Below are 14,245 nucleotides of genomic sequence, written 5' to 3' on the forward strand. Positions count from 1 at the left end.
ACGGCGCGCGCGGGTTGGGTTTACCCCTTCTCCACGCGCCGGAATGGCCTATCCCCCGGTAGAGAGCGTGACCTCTTCCCACTGCGTGATCTCCTCACTCAGCGCCGCTATTTTCTGCCGTACCAGGTCCAGCGCATCGCTGCCCAGCAACAGATGTACAGGCGGAGCCGGACTCGCCATCAGTGTCAGCATGGCGTGCGCCGCTTTAACGGGATCCCCCTGCTGATGCCCGCTTTTCGCCTGGCGGGCGTGGCGGATAGGATCGAATAGCGCGTCATAGTCCGGGATAGTGCGCGGCGTGCGGCTCATGGATCGTCCTGCCCAGTCAGTGCGGAAGGAGCCGGGTGCAACAGCAGTCACATGAATGTTGAACGGCGCGAGTTCTTTACTTAGCGTTTCAGATATCCCTTCCAGCGCGAATTTGCTGCCACAGTAATAGCTGATCCCCGGCAGGGTAATGAAACCGCCCATTGAGGTGATATTGATGATGTGCCCGCGACGGCGCTCGCGCATGCCGGGCAGCAGCGCTTTGATCATCGCCACCGCGCCAAACACGTTCACCTCAAACTGACGGCGCATCTCTGCCAGCGGCGACTCTTCCAGAATGCCCTCATGCCCGTATCCGGCGTTGTTCACCAGCACATCCACCGGCCCGGCGGCACGCTCCGCCTCCTCCACCACCCCGGCGATGCGATCGGTGTCGGTGACATCAAGCAGGTAACCCAAAGCCCGGTCCGGATCCAGCGCCCTGAAATCCTGTAATGCTTCAGGGCTGCGCACCGTCCCGATCACCCGGTGGCCTGCGAGCAGCGCCTCCTTCGCCAGAGCAAGACCAAATCCACTGCTGACGCCGGTAATCAGAATCGTTTTTGCTGACATCATGATTCCTCCTGCGGTTAAAAATTGCATGTTATTCTCAAACCTGACGGATTTTCAGGCCGGATCTTCTCCTTTCCTTGCCTGATCTTATGAGGAACAGCGATGACCGACATGATTACACGGGTAAAGGCGCTTGCTGAGCATGAGGGCTACAACCTGACGACGCTGCCCGACGTGCGGATTTTACGGGCCAACCGGCCGCTTGATAAAACGCCGGTGCTTTACGATCCGGGGATCGTCTTTGTCTGCCAGGGAAGCAAGCGCGGCTATTTTGGTCAGAAGACCTATCTGTATGATGAGCAGCACTATCTGGCCGTCTCGGTTCCGGTGCCCTTTACGATGGAAACCGATGCTTCTGAGGCGCGTCCGTTGCTGGCGCTGTATCTCCATCTTGATTTCCGGCTGGCGGCAGAGCTGATGATCGAGATCGACCAGCAGGGCGCGCCCCTCGCGGGTGACGCACCGCAAAGCATGATGTCGAGCCGGATGGATGCGGGGGTAAAAACGGCGATGCTGCGCTTACTGGAGGTGCTGGACAACCCGGCGGACGCCGCCATCCTGGGGCGTTGCCGGTTGCGCGAACTCTATTACCGCGTGCTAACGGGTGCGCAGGGAAACGCGATGCGCGCCGCCCTGTCGTTACAGGGTCACTTCGGCAGGATCGGCAAAGCCCTGCAGCACATCCATGCGCATTACGCCGCGCCGCTGACGCTCGGGCAACTGGCGAAAGAAACCGGGATGAGCGTGCCAACCTTTCATCTCCATTTTAAGGCGATAACCCAGCAGGCGCCGATGCAGTATGTGAAATCGGTTCGCCTCCATCAGGCACGGATGCTGATGGTTCGTCAGCAGCTGACCGCCGCCGCCGCAGGCTATGCCGTGGGCTATGAGAGCCCCTCTCAGTTCAGTCGCGAGTTCAAACGGCTGTTTGGGCTGCCACCGGCAGAAGAGATCCGAAGAATGCAGCGTCACTTCGCCTTTCCGGCTGCGCCGCCGGTCTCGGCGTATGTCTCTTCGCATTAGCATGAACGGGGGATAGCGTCTGTCCGACAGGCTATCAGAGCGTGGCCGGGGCATTATTGCAGGCTGGGTTTTCGGTGAGGTGGCGATGCGGAGTGGCGTGCGGAATCTCCCTGCAGACGCTTTCCCGCGCGTCTGCAGGGGCTGAGGTTATTTGCTTACCGGCGAAGCGCCATTTTCGACGTTAATGGTCAGCTCTTTTTTTCGGCCCATAATCAGCACCGCGATACCGCCGATGCCACAGAGAATTGCCAGCGGCACCATCGCCAGCGTATGGCTGCCGGTCGCCTGATTGATGATGCCGTAGACGTTGACCATCAATCCGCCGCCGATCAGGTTTGCCATCGCCCCAATCGCAGCCAGCCCTGCCGCCGCCGTGGTTGAGGACATCCAGCCGGATGCCAGCGCCCAGAACGGCCCTTTCATGGAGTAGGCACCGATCAGAACCAGCGACAGGATCACGACGCTGCCGGTCAGGCTGTTGGTGATAAAGGCCGACAGCAGACCACCCGCGATCAGGAACAGGGTCAACGCGGTATGCCAGCGACGCTCACCGCTGCGGTCAGAACTTCTGCCCCAGACGATCATCAGAATCGACGCCAGACCATATGGAATCGCATTCACTAATCCGGTAGTGAGGTTATCCAGACCATAGGATTTAAGCAGTTGCGGAGACCAGACGCTCAGCGTAGAACCCGCCGCAGACGCGCCAGCGTAAATCAGCGCCATCACCCAGATATGTTTGTGACGCAGCAGCTGCCACAGCGAGATATGGCCAATCGCTTTTTTCTTCGCGTTTTCAGCATCCAGCGTCGCGTTCAGCCAGGCTTTCTGCTCCTCGTTCAGCCAGCTGGCGTTGGAGGGACGATTACTGAGTAAGAAGAAGGCGGCGATGCCCAGAATCACGGCCGGGATCCCTTCCAGGATAAACAACCAGTGCCAGCCGCGCAGGCCATACCAGCCATCGAGCGACAGAATCAGACCCGAAATCGGCGAGCCGATAAAGTTTGCCGCCGGGATCGCGACCATGAAGGTGGCAATCACACGCGCACGGTATTTACCGGGGATCCAGTAGGTCAGATAGAGAATTACGCCAGGGAAGAATCCGGCCTCTGCGGCACCCAGTAAAAAGCGCAGAACATAGAGCGTGTTGGCGCTCTCCACAAACGCCGTACAGACCGAGATGACGCCCCACGACACCATGATGCGGGAGATCCAGATTTTCGCCCCGATTTTCTGCATCGCCAGGTTACTGGGCACTTCAAACAGAAAGTAACCGACGAAAAACAGGCTACTCGCCAGACCAAACACCGCCTTTGACAGGCCCAGATCTTCGTTCATCTGCAATGACGCCATGCCGATATTACCGCGGTCGATAATGGCAATCAGATAACAGACGATCAGAAAAGGCAAAATGCGCCAGACCACCTTTTTAACGGTCTGCTGCTCGATATCGGCAGAGAATGTCGTGATGTGCTGTTTTTCAGACATGATGATCCTCACAATTTTGTCATCGCCCTGCGTGTGTGACGCCAGACGCCTTGTTGTACTCTGTAAAACATCGATGTACTCAGTAAAACCATTATCACGATAAAACTGCTTCTCCGCCGGAAGATGTAATCAGGTTGTGTCAGTTGTCACAAAAAAGTACACACCAGTTTTATTTTATGTGACGAGCGTGTCGTTGCCGAGGGTTGCGGGGAGCAGCGTACAAGGGAGGGTGTGTTGCGGGAGGAGATAACCTTATGTTTGTCTCTGGCGTGAAATCTCATCTCAGTGCCGCTTTACGCAAATAAAGGCTTTAGAGAGTGAAGCCGCAAACGTCGGCTTAGTCGGGATGACAGGGCGGCTCATCTCAGAGTCTGCACGCAGAGTGCAGAATCGCAGAACAGGCCAATATGGTGAGAGTTCGCTAACGGATCAGCCGGTTTCCTTTCGCGATCACGCTCCGGAACTCTTTACATTGGGTGTGATCCTGTTCTGTACAGCGGGCAATATGTCTGAGTCCACTGCTGAACAGTTTTAACTGGCGAATGGTAAGATCGATGTCTCTGGCTCGGCGAATAAGCTGATCTTTGTCGATCGCGGTCTTACCCGCCGGGTTTACCATTCGTTACTGGCAGTCAGTACGCCGTCGATGGCGGACTGGTTCATTACTGATAACGTTGTTGACTCCATCTTTACCGGGTGTGGAATCGGCCGGGCTTTAAACGCCGGTAATGATCCACGTTGACTGAAACTCTTTCACAGAATCAATAAGCGGGTGCTGGCGCCAGCGATGATACCGCCTTCGCATCATAACGTTCTGCGCGAAGGCGGCAGACTCTCATTAGTCCGGAATGCAGACACGAATGCGGTGCCCGTCAGGGTCGAGCGTGACAAAAGTTAACCCGAAAACAGCCTGGCCGGGTTGCTGCTCCATCCTGACGCCTGCGTCTGTCCATCGCTGATACAACGCCTCTACGGTCTGCGCATCCTCAACCATAAAACTCAGTTCAGTGCGGCTACCTTGTCCACAGGAGATAAAATCTGGGGCGGACGTCGACCACAATCCGAGATTCAGACCGTTGTCGAAAGAAAACGCCGCCCACGTCGGAAGTACAATGTCAGGCGCCTTATTGAACAGGCGCTGATAAAACTCACTGCTGGCAGGTGGATTTGCCACGTACAGTATCCAGAGATTCGGTATCATTCTGTGCATGTCTCATTCAGATGGGTGAGAGATCACTATGGCAGGGAGCAGTGACAAAACATGTCAGCATCAGGACCTCAGCGAGCGGGGCGCTTACTCACGCTGATGGAAATTCTTTATCAGCATCGCTACCCAATAAGCGGGCACCAACTGGCTGCGGAACTTTCTGTCAGCCTGCGCACCCTTTACCGTGACATCGCGGCCCTGCGGATGCAGGGCGCTGACATACAGGGTGAAGCAGGAACAGGATTTATTCTTTCGCGGGGCTATCTTTTACCCCCTCTGATGTACACTCCGGAGCAGTTAGACGCTCTGGCGCTGGGCTTACGCTGGGTGCAGATGTATGGTGACGCCGGGATTGCGAAAGCCGCCTCAGAAGTAAAAGGCAAGGTCAGCCAGGGTCTTCCCGACGAATTACAGACACTCTTCGGAAATTCGACATTGCTGGTGGGAAAAGCAGCACCTTCCAGCAAGGTACTGCCCGCTCCGCCCCTGATCCGACGCGCTATAAGACAACGATTAAAAGTCCGGGCGGTTTATACCGATCGTTCGGGCCACGTGAGTGAAAGAGTGATCTGGCCTTTTGCGATAGGCTACTTCTCTGGTGAAATTATTCTTGCAGCCTGGTGCGAGCTCCGGAATGATTTTCGTCATTTCGACGTCAGCCGGTTAGATGAGTTGGACCTTCTGCAGAACTGCTATCCGCATCCCAGAAACAAACTCATTAGCATGTGGCGTCAGGCAGGGCGGGATATTCACGTTAAGCCCTCTCCGTGAAACGCCCGGCGCGGGTAAGGAAGCGGAGCTGGCCCTGTCACAATTTAGCGGCATGGAAAAAAGTCAGCGCCTTATGACCGCCCCGGGCTTTTTCGCATTGAGATAAGGCCGTATGACTTGCGGGGCAGAACAGTTATTCCCCGGGTTACATGCCAGAAAGAGCACTTGTGCAGCCGGACTGCTCCTGAGCTTTTCACAAGACGAGGGGAGTACGGGTGCGCAAGCGACCTTGTCCCTCAGGCTGCATTCTCTGATTGCCGCCCGTCCGGGCTTCATATTCGTCGCGCCTTTCTGCCGCTTACTGTCTCGCGCTAATCCTCCTTACCCCGAGGATAACGGCCAACCCCCGACTTCGCATCTATAATTCAGTGACTCAGCCCCGGAGCGCGCGTCAGCCAGCGTCAGGGTAACTGAACGTCATGTCAGCGAAGCATCGACGTTTATGCCCTGGATAACGCCAGCCGGGTTAATGAAGCTCATCATCTGCCAATAAAGGAAGCCTCATGATCTTATCACTCGAAAACCAGGTTGCACTGGTCACCGGCGCCAGCTCTGGCCTCGGCTATGCCTGTGCAGAAGGACTCGCCAGGGCAGGAGCCAGTGTGGTGGTGAACTACCATCGTCAGGCAGAACCGGCCGAGGAACTGGTTGAAAAAATCCGCGCAGCGGGAGGCCAGGCCATCGCCGTGAAGGGCGACGTGTCGAAAGAGGCGGACGTTGACGCCCTTTTCAGCCAGACGATCGCGGAATTTGGCAGGCTGGATATCCTGGTCGCCAACTCCGGCCTCCAGAAAGATGCGCCCTCCATCGAGATGACTCTTGAAGACTGGAACACCGTCATTGACGTGAATCTGACCGGCCAGTTTCTCTGCGCACGCGCCGCGTTGCGCCAGTTCCGCAAACAGAACCACGACACGCAGATCAGCCGCGCGGCGGGCAAAATTATCCATATGAGTTCGGTGCACCAGCGCATTCCGTGGGCGGGCCATGTCAATTACGCCGCCTCCAAAGGGGGCGTGGATCTGCTGATGCAGACCCTGGCGCAGGAGGTAGGTGAAGAGCGCATCCGCGTTAACGGTATCGCACCGGGCGCGATCGCCACCGCAATCAATGAAGACACTACGCAGGGCGAGGCAGGCAAAGAACTGCTGAAACTGATCCCCTATGGCCGCATCGGCGACGCGGAAGATGTGGCTAATGCGGTCGTGTGGCTGGCCAGTGACCTGTCCGACTACGTGCATGGCACCACGCTGTTTATTGATGGCGGAATGAGCCTCTATCCCGGCTTCCGCGACAACGGCTAATCCCCTGACCCTGTGCCTGGGGTCGCGTTCAGGCGGGCGGAGAGCGCCTCTTTTCGCCCGCCTGCCAGGCAGCCCGCAGGGGCGTTCAGCTGAACGGCGGCTGCGCTCACTGTGTTATGGTTGACGCAATACGGATTATGCTCTGAGGATTATGGTATGTCGCCCTTTTATCAATTCACCGCCACCCGCCTGGATGGCCAGCCTGTCACGATGGCCGACTTCGCTGACAGGGTAGTGCTGGTGGTGAATACCGCCAGCAAATGTGGATTCACGCCGCAGTATGCGGGCCTGGAAACGCTATATAAAAAGTATGCCGATCAGGGCCTGGTGATTCTGGGGTTCCCCTGTAATCAGTTTGGTAAACAGGAGCCTGGCGGTGCCGACGAGATCGCGCAGACCTGCCACATCAACTACGGAGTCAGTTTTCCGATGTTCGCCAAAGTCGAGGTCAATGGCGCGTCGGCGCATCCGCTGTTTCGCTATCTGAAAACGGCGTTACCCGGCGTCCTGGGCGGTCGGATTAAGTGGAACTTCACGAAGTTTTTAATCGGTCGCGATGGTCAGCCGCTCAGGCGTTTCGCACCGATCACCCCGCCGGAAAAGATGGACGCGGCGATTAAGGCGGCCCTTTAATCCGGACAGACGGCGGGTATCGCCGCCGCCTGATCACGCCCTCTCCGCCGCACCGGAACGATCGCTCAGAAAATCGATAAAGGCGCGCACCTTCTCCGGCACATGGCGGGTATTGGGGTAGAGGGCGTAGATCCCCTGGCGCGGAAAGAGATGATCGGGCAGCACATGCGTCAGCCTGCCGCGGTTTATTTCATCCTGCACCAGCCAGGCGGGCAGGAGAGCCACACCCGCCCCCGCCAGAGCAAAAGCCAGCAGCGAAGAGGCACTGTCTGCCGTGATCATGGCGGGATGACGGGCGCTGAAGAGCACACTTTCTCCGACAGGCGTGATCACCTGCCAGCTTAGCGGCGTCGCTAAGCGGCTGTGCGCAATCCAGTCTGCCGACGCGAGCTGTGTCAGGTCCCGGATGGCAGCCCCTGCCAGCGTGTCGAGATAGCCTGGTGCCGCCACGGTCAGAATCGCGAACTGATCGATAAGCCGGGCGTGATGATTTGAATCGGCCAGCTGACCGAGCCGGATCGCGACATCAAAGCGACCGGCAATCAGATCGTCATTCTGAGATGACGAAACGTGCTGGATGCGCAACTGCGGATGAATAGCGGCAAAGGCGGCCAGCGCCGGAACAACCACGCGGGCGCCATACTCGGGCGTCGTCGTGATCCTGAGCAGTCCGCTTAACCCTGCGTGATCGCTGCGGACATCCTCCAGCACGCTTTCCGCATCCTGCAGCAGCTGAAGGCAGCGATGATAAAACCGTTCACCGGTATCGGTGGTTGAAACACGGCGGGTACTCCTGATGAGCAGCGAGACACCCAGCTCTTGCTCAAGCTGCCTGACGTTAAAACTGACCACCGCTTTGGTCAGCCCCAGCGTCTGCGCCGCACCGGTAAAACTGCCCGCTTCCGCCACCGCGACGAATATCCCCAGCCGTTGCATATTGATCATTGCCCTCTCCTTTGCGCTGGCTGATTGTCAAAATATTTTTGACAGTGTAACAACCGGAAGCGAATTTATCCCGTTCGTCGTCACGCCTATACTGCGCGCCACAGCCTCCCGCTACCGGAATCAAAATGACCTATCGCGTCCGTGTCGCCAGCGTTTATCTGCTGGGATTTTTTATCGATTTGGTGAACATGTTTATCGCCAGCGTCGCCTACCCGGAGATTGGCCGACACTTCGATGCCCCGGTCAGCCAGCTGGCGTGGATCAGTAACGGCTACATTCTGGGGCTGACCCTGGTGATTCCTCTGAGCCGCTGGCTGGCTGGCCGCCTGGGCGCCCGGCGTCTGTTTATGCTCTCACTGCTCATTTTTATCGTCAGTACCTGCGGAGTGAGTGCAGCCGCATCGATTTCACACCTCATCGCCTGGCGCTGGCTGCAGGGGATCGGCGGCGGACTGCTGATTCCGATCGGTCAGACGCTGACCTATGCCCTTTACCAGAACCATGAGCGCGCCAGACTCTCATCCGTAGTGATGCTGGTTGCCCTGCTGGCACCGGCACTCTCGCCCGCTCTGGGAGGCGTACTGGTCGAGCATCTCAGCTGGCGTGGAGTGTTTCTTGTCAGCCTGCCCCTGGCGGTAATGGCCTTTATGCTGGCGGCATGGTGGCTGAAACCGGATCGCCCGACGGCGAAAACCGATCCGCTGGACCTCACTGGGTTTCTCGGCGGGAGTGCCGCGCTCACGCTGATCCTTCTCAGCCTGACCGCGCTGGGTGAGGCGGCGCGGCCTGGGGAGGGCGCGCTGATGCTGCTGGCCGGACTGGTCGTGCTGGCCGGGTATGTCAGAAACGCGTGCAGAAAGAGCCGACCTCTCCTGAACCTGCGACTGGTGAAGGACCCGCTATTTCACACCGCGATGCTGATCTATCAGTTCATCCCTGGCGTGTTTACCGGCGTGAGTGTGATCGCCATGCTTTATCTGCAGAATCAGCTGGGTATGGCCGCCAGCGTCGCGGGTGCGCTGATGCTGCCGTGGTCGCTGGCCTCTTTTGCCGCTATCAGCCTGACGGGCAGAACGTTCAACCGCCGGGGGCCGCGACCGCTGCTGATTGCCGGATGCCTGGCACAGGCGGCGGGGATGGGCCTGCTGGCGCTGACGGAGCAGGCAGCGGACACCCCGCTCTGCCTGCTGGCCTTCACGCTGATGGGATTCGGGGGCAGCCTCTGCAGCAGCACGGCGCAAAGTGCGGCGTTTATACAGATCGACGATCGCGATCTGGCGGATGCCAGCGCCCTGTGGAACATCAATCGCCAGCTCAGTTTCTGCCTTGGTGTGACGCTGGTCAGCCTGCTGTTCAATCTTCTGGCGAACGCGGGGATGGCCCCGCAACACGCCTATCAACTCTGCTTTGCGATTGCGGCCTGCAGTGCGGCAATCCCGCTGCTGTGCGCCCTGCGCATCGCTAATCACAGAGTAATAATTATGCTTAACGGGGAGTCACAATGAATCGCTATTTTCAGGAAGTCCTGGATGCCCATAACTTAATCAGGGCGTGGCTGGGCAACCACGCGGCAAAGAATGAAATCTGTGACCAGCTTCTGGCGCGTTTCAGCCCCGCTTTTTCGATGGTAACGCCTGGCGGCGGTATGCTGGACATCACGACCCTGACCTCGTTCTTCCGCACACAGCGCGGCGCCCGCGTTGGTCTGGAGATTGAAATCAGCGATATGCGGATCATTGCTGAGGGCGAAAAGAGCGCAACGGTTGTCTATAAAGAGTTACAGCGCCTGCCGGATCAGCCCCCGACGCTGCGCTTCTCCACGGTGGTGTTCGACGTCAACAGAGATGATGAACTCCTCTGGCGTCACCTGCACGAGACCTCACTCCCGCACTGATTTTGCGTAACCGGCGGCATGCGGACGCCGGTTAACACGATCGCCTGCATACTGACCTCTGAACGGCGAAGTTGACCTGTTTCTGAACAGATAACCGGAAGAAGATCGCAAGTTAATTCGCCATACCCTGGCGAATAACGCTATTCTTCTGCGCTCACTTTAACGCTTCAGGAAACCCACATGTCAGACAGTGCAATTACGGGGCGTTCCCCTTCGGTATTCTGGGGAGCGACCATCATTTGCGGCACGGTGGTTGGTGCAGGAATGTTCATCCTGCCGGTTGTGATGGCGGGCGCCTGGTTTGGCTGGTCGTTGCTGATACTGGCGTTCAGCTGGATCAGTATGCTGATCAGTGGCCTGCTGTTTCAGCGCGTCAGCCAGCACTATCCGCTGGAAACCGGCTATGACAGAATCGTCCGTGACCTGTCAGGTCGCGGCTGGGCGGAGATCAACGGCCTGAGCCTGATGTTTGTGCTGGGCATTCTGACCTATGCCTATATTTCCGCTACCGGGCCGGTTTACGAGCACTCACTGAGCGCCCTGACCGGCCTCAGCGTCTCATCTTCAGACGCAAAAATCATCCTGGGCGTGACGGTTGCCGCTATCGTCTGGCTGGGAACCAGCAGCATAGGCCGGATCATGTCGGTTCTGCTCATCGCCAAAATCGTGCTGCTGCTGGCGTTGTTTGGCGGATTACTGACGACCGTGAACAGCGATTACCTGCTGGATAGCGATAACCCGGCGGGAACCTACTGGCCCTATATGCTCGGTATCGTGCCCTTTTGCCTCGCCTCGTTCGGCTATCACGGTAACATCACCGGCCTGATCGCCTATTACGATGGCGATGCCCGCCGGGTGAAACGGTGCCTGTGCATCGGCACGGCGATGGCGCTGGTTATCTATCTGTTCTGGATCGTCTGCACCATGGGCAACCTGCCCCGTTCCGCGTTCCCGGAGATCGCCCGACAGGGCGGTGACATTGCCGCCCTGATGCGGGCGTTTAACCCTGACGGCGTGACCACCCGGCTCTCGCTGCTCTTCTCTGTGTTTTCACATTTTGCGGTTATCTGCTCCTTCGTGGGAGTCACCGCCGGTCTGGTGGACTACATCAGCGATCGCTTCAGCATCCCCACCACCCGGATGGGCCGCCTCAAAGCCACGGCGATAACCTTCCTGCCGCCGTTAAGTCTGTCGCTGCTTTATCCCGATGGATTCGTCACCGCCATCGGCTATGCGGGCCTGCTCGCAACGCTCTGGGCCGTCATTATTCCGGGAATGCTCCATCTGAAGATGAAGGCACGCCCCGCTTCCGGCTATCAGAGCAGCAGGTGGGATCCGCTGCAGCTGGGCATCATCATGACCTTCGCGGTGCTGAATATCCTCTCGTGGACGCTCAGCGAGTTTCATCTGCTGCCGGTGTTTTAATCTCATAAAAACGTGCCAGCATGCTGGCACGCTGAAGGGCCCGTCGCCCCGGTTAACACCGTCTCCGGAAAGCGGTCATTTTTTCATTGCCGCCTCAGTCAGTCCGTCGAGCCATTCCTGATGGCCATTCAGCATGGGATTCGGGCGGGTGATGGCCAGCGCCTTTGCCGGCGCGCCCTTCTGCGTTTCCTGCGTCAGGATACGAACCCGGTTGCCGGGAAGATCCTCCAGCAGCCAGGCATGATGCACATCCAGACGCTCAGGCGTGTTCTCTTTACCGGACCAGCCGTGCCATGCCAGGCGCGCAGGCTGCCCCTCTGACGGCGGCACACATTCCACCACCTGCGCCTCAACCGGAAACCCAAAGGTGCTGAAAAAGAAACGCACCCCGTCCTCCAGCTCCGGACCTTTGCTGTCATAAAAGCGGACATCGGCGGCGTTTTTATAATAGTCCGGCCACAGAAAGGGCTGACTCAGTAAAGGCCAGATCGTTTCAACCGCCAGCCCCGCAATAATAATTTCATTTGAAACAAAGTTATCGGTGAAGCCAGGCGCATAGCCTTCCGGCCAGTAAATCGCATTCATCGTTTTCTCCAGCGGTGGTTATCTTCTGCAGCGTCAGTGCCATCAGTAAAGGCTATCTGACGCGACAGCCGCCATTATTCCGCCGCCCGCGTAATAAAACGAATCGCGATTAGTGATCAACTCTATAAGTTAACTTATATCAGGAAAGGGTTTACGGACTGTTTCAAGGCACAGGGCGCGGATCCATTGATGTGCCGGATCGCGATGGGTGCGTTCATGCCACGCCATGCTTTTGGTAAAACCCGGAATCGCAACAGGCAGAGGGATCACAGCCAGGTTGCTGTCCATCGGCACCAGACGGGCGGGTACTACCGCCATCATCTCCGTCACGCGCAAAATATCGGGAACGACCAGAAAACTGTTTACCGACACGCCCACCCGCCTTTCACGACCCCGCTGCGCCAGCACCTCGTCGGTGACGCCCGCAAAGCGCCCTTCCGTTGAAACCAGGATGTGCTCCTGTTCGCAGAACTGTTCAAGCGTCATTTTTGCCGTGGCGGCGGCCAGAGGATGGTGACGGCCCGCGACACAGACATACTCCTCCTCAAAAAGCGCTCTTGCATGCAGATCGCCGGGCGTGGTCTGCGGCGTTACCAGTGCCAGGTCAAGTTCGCCACAGGACAACTGCTGATGCATGCGCTCGTCATCAACGGGCCTTACGGCAATCCGGATAAGGGGCGCCTGCTTTTTCAGCCGGGCGATCAGGGGAACGACCACCGCGCTGAGAGCATAATCGGTGGCGGCAATCGAATAGACCATCTCTGCGGTTTCAGGGTCAAAGTCAGGCGATCTCACCAGAACGGCGATATCCGTAAGAATATTTTTTACCGGCCCCGCCAGCTCGGTGGCTCGCCTTGTCGGCACCATACCGTGACTGCTGCGAACAAAAAGCGGGTCGTCAAAATAGTCTCGTAAACGGGTCAGCATACCGCTGACGGCAGGCTGCGTCAGCGAGAGACGCCGGGCGGCGCGCGTCACGCTGCCTTCATCGAGCAGCGCATCCAGGGCTTTGAGAAGATTGAGATCCAACCCGCTGATATCACTTTTCATCATGGACTCTTTAGGGAGCAATAACCTTTCTTATCAAGGCTACGGACTCTGGCAGGGCTTGTCTATCCGCTTTACCGGGCTGGCCCGCTGGCCGCCCCGCCATCACTGACCTGACGGATGCACGTCGGTGACGGAAGCGCCGCTCAGGGCAAAGGCCCTCGCGCTTCGGGCATGCCCGCGCTGTGACGCCCTCTTCTGTTGTTCGTCTCTCTGGCATGAAAGATTTTCAGGAGATTCAAAAACCGTGGCGAACTGCCGATAACCACTGGTAGCGACATTTTGTACACAGGAGATAACATCCATGCCATTACCCGATACCCACAATGAGCAACAGCAAATCAGCGAGATCACCGCGCGGACTGGCGCTATCCTGCGGACGCTGCACGACAGTCTGCAACAGCTGGGGCTTGATAAAACCATTGCCGAGGTGGCGGGCAGCATCCCGGACGCGCGTGAACGGCTCGGCTACGTCGTCACGCTGACGCGGGAAGCCGCAGATGGCGTCATTAACAGCGTCGAAATTACCCAGCCAATGCAGACGCTGCTGGCCGATCACGCAGAGCAACTCACGCAACGCTGGGAAGCGAACGCCGAACGTCCGTTTACCGACGACCAGGCGCAGACGCTGGCGGCGGACACGCGGGCCTGGCTGGATGACGTGCCGCGTATCACCGGCCTGACCCAGCAGCAGCTTCACGCCATCATGATGGCGCAGGGGTTTCAGGATCTGACCGGACAGATTGTGCAGCGCATGATGGCGGTTCTGAATCAGTGCGAACAGCAGCTGATTCAGATCATCCGCGATAAATCCGCTTCAGCGGCCTCCAGCGAACGTGCCGCGCCGCCTCAGTCGCCTGCGCCCGCTGAACAGGCGGCCAGTCAGGATGACGTGGATGATCTGCTGGCCAGCCTGGGGATCTGACCGTCACGGGCAGCATGACGCAGGCTTCGCCGGTCGCCCTGGCACGGAGTGCCGCGCTGACTCGCGATTCAGCTCAGCATACCCGGCAGGCGCGGACGTGCGCCCTGTCTGATAATGTT

Annotated in this window: 14 protein-coding genes; 8 read left to right on the forward strand and 6 right to left on the reverse strand. The window is 58.1% G+C overall.

Going from position 1 to position 14,245, the window contains the following annotated elements:
• Positions 1-48: 48 nt before the first annotated feature.
• Positions 49-882, reverse strand: coding sequence for an oxidoreductase (locus J1C59_RS21040; RefSeq protein ID WP_128087053.1), 834 nt, complete (start codon positions 880-882; stop codon positions 49-51).
• A gap of 99 nt (positions 883-981) precedes the next feature.
• Here J1C59_RS21040 and J1C59_RS21045 point away from each other — a divergent pair, with 99 nt between their 5' ends.
• Positions 982-1,902, forward strand: a complete 921-nt coding sequence (locus J1C59_RS21045; protein ID WP_128087052.1) for an AraC family transcriptional regulator — start codon at positions 982-984, stop codon at positions 1,900-1,902.
• 147 nt (positions 1,903-2,049) lie between these two features.
• On the opposite strand, the gene J1C59_RS21050 is transcribed toward J1C59_RS21045, so the two are convergent.
• Positions 2,050-3,390 carry an MFS transporter gene (locus J1C59_RS21050; RefSeq protein WP_111141993.1) on the reverse strand — a complete coding sequence of 447 codons (1,341 nt, stop codon included), beginning with the start codon at positions 3,388-3,390 and terminating at the stop codon, positions 2,050-2,052.
• An 838-nt stretch (positions 3,391-4,228) separates the two neighbouring features.
• The gene (locus J1C59_RS21055; protein WP_242281405.1) at positions 4,229-4,564 is read right to left on the reverse strand and encodes a VOC family protein; all 336 of its coding nucleotides are present in this window, start codon (positions 4,562-4,564) and stop codon (positions 4,229-4,231) included.
• An 87-nt stretch (positions 4,565-4,651) separates the two neighbouring features.
• On the opposite strand from J1C59_RS21055, the gene J1C59_RS21060 reads away from it, so the two are divergent.
• The 3 genes from J1C59_RS21060 to J1C59_RS21070 all read left to right on the forward strand — a co-directional run bounded on the left by J1C59_RS21060 (position 4,652) and on the right by J1C59_RS21070 (position 7,305).
• Entirely contained in the window at positions 4,652-5,368 is a 717-nt protein-coding gene (locus tag J1C59_RS21060; protein ID WP_128087050.1) for a helix-turn-helix transcriptional regulator, read from the forward strand.
• A gap of 503 nt (positions 5,369-5,871) precedes the next feature.
• Positions 5,872-6,672, forward strand: coding sequence for an SDR family oxidoreductase (locus tag J1C59_RS21065; RefSeq protein ID WP_128087049.1), 801 nt, complete (start codon positions 5,872-5,874; stop codon positions 6,670-6,672).
• A 156-nt stretch (positions 6,673-6,828) separates the two neighbouring features.
• Positions 6,829-7,305 carry a glutathione peroxidase gene (locus tag J1C59_RS21070; protein ID WP_128087048.1) on the forward strand — a complete coding sequence of 159 codons (477 nt, stop codon included), beginning with the start codon at positions 6,829-6,831 and terminating at the stop codon, positions 7,303-7,305.
• Between the two features lie 33 nt (positions 7,306-7,338).
• Here J1C59_RS21070 and J1C59_RS21075 read toward each other — a convergent pair whose 3' ends face one another.
• A complete protein-coding gene (locus tag J1C59_RS21075; RefSeq protein ID WP_128087047.1) occupies positions 7,339-8,250 on the reverse strand; it encodes a LysR family transcriptional regulator in 912 nt (303 codons plus the stop codon).
• Between the two features lie 125 nt (positions 8,251-8,375).
• On the opposite strand from J1C59_RS21075, the gene J1C59_RS21080 reads away from it, so the two are divergent.
• The 3 genes from J1C59_RS21080 to J1C59_RS21090 all read left to right on the forward strand — a co-directional run bounded on the left by J1C59_RS21080 (position 8,376) and on the right by J1C59_RS21090 (position 11,569).
• A complete protein-coding gene (locus tag J1C59_RS21080) occupies positions 8,376-9,755 on the forward strand; it encodes an MFS transporter (RefSeq protein ID WP_140916921.1) in 1,380 nt (459 codons plus the stop codon).
• Positions 9,752-10,144: a DUF4440 domain-containing protein gene (locus tag J1C59_RS21085; protein ID WP_128087046.1), complete on the forward strand. Its 393-nt coding sequence runs from the start codon at positions 9,752-9,754 to the stop codon at positions 10,142-10,144. Before J1C59_RS21080 ends, J1C59_RS21085 begins: the two co-directional genes overlap by 4 nt.
• 180 nt (positions 10,145-10,324) lie before the next feature.
• The gene (locus J1C59_RS21090; protein WP_128087045.1) at positions 10,325-11,569 is read left to right on the forward strand and encodes an aromatic amino acid transporter; all 1,245 of its coding nucleotides are present in this window, start codon (positions 10,325-10,327) and stop codon (positions 11,567-11,569) included.
• 75 nt (positions 11,570-11,644) lie between these two features.
• Here the strand turns inward: J1C59_RS21090 and J1C59_RS21095 are convergent, their stop codons facing one another.
• Together J1C59_RS21095 and J1C59_RS21100 are read right to left on the reverse strand one after the other, a co-directional pair.
• Positions 11,645-12,154 carry an SRPBCC family protein gene (locus J1C59_RS21095; protein WP_128087044.1) on the reverse strand — a complete coding sequence of 170 codons (510 nt, stop codon included), beginning with the start codon at positions 12,152-12,154 and terminating at the stop codon, positions 11,645-11,647.
• A 129-nt stretch (positions 12,155-12,283) separates the two neighbouring features.
• The gene (locus J1C59_RS21100) at positions 12,284-13,204 is read right to left on the reverse strand and encodes a LysR family transcriptional regulator (RefSeq protein WP_128087062.1); all 921 of its coding nucleotides are present in this window, start codon (positions 13,202-13,204) and stop codon (positions 12,284-12,286) included.
• A gap of 301 nt (positions 13,205-13,505) precedes the next feature.
• On the opposite strand from J1C59_RS21100, the gene J1C59_RS21105 reads away from it, so the two are divergent.
• Entirely contained in the window at positions 13,506-14,126 is a 621-nt protein-coding gene (locus J1C59_RS21105) for a protein phosphatase CheZ (protein WP_128087043.1), read from the forward strand.
• The last annotated feature ends 119 nt before the right edge of the window (positions 14,127-14,245 follow it).

Source organism: Pantoea deleyi (assembly GCF_022647325.1).
Classification (GTDB): Bacteria; Pseudomonadota; Gammaproteobacteria; order Enterobacterales; family Enterobacteriaceae; genus Pantoea; species Pantoea deleyi.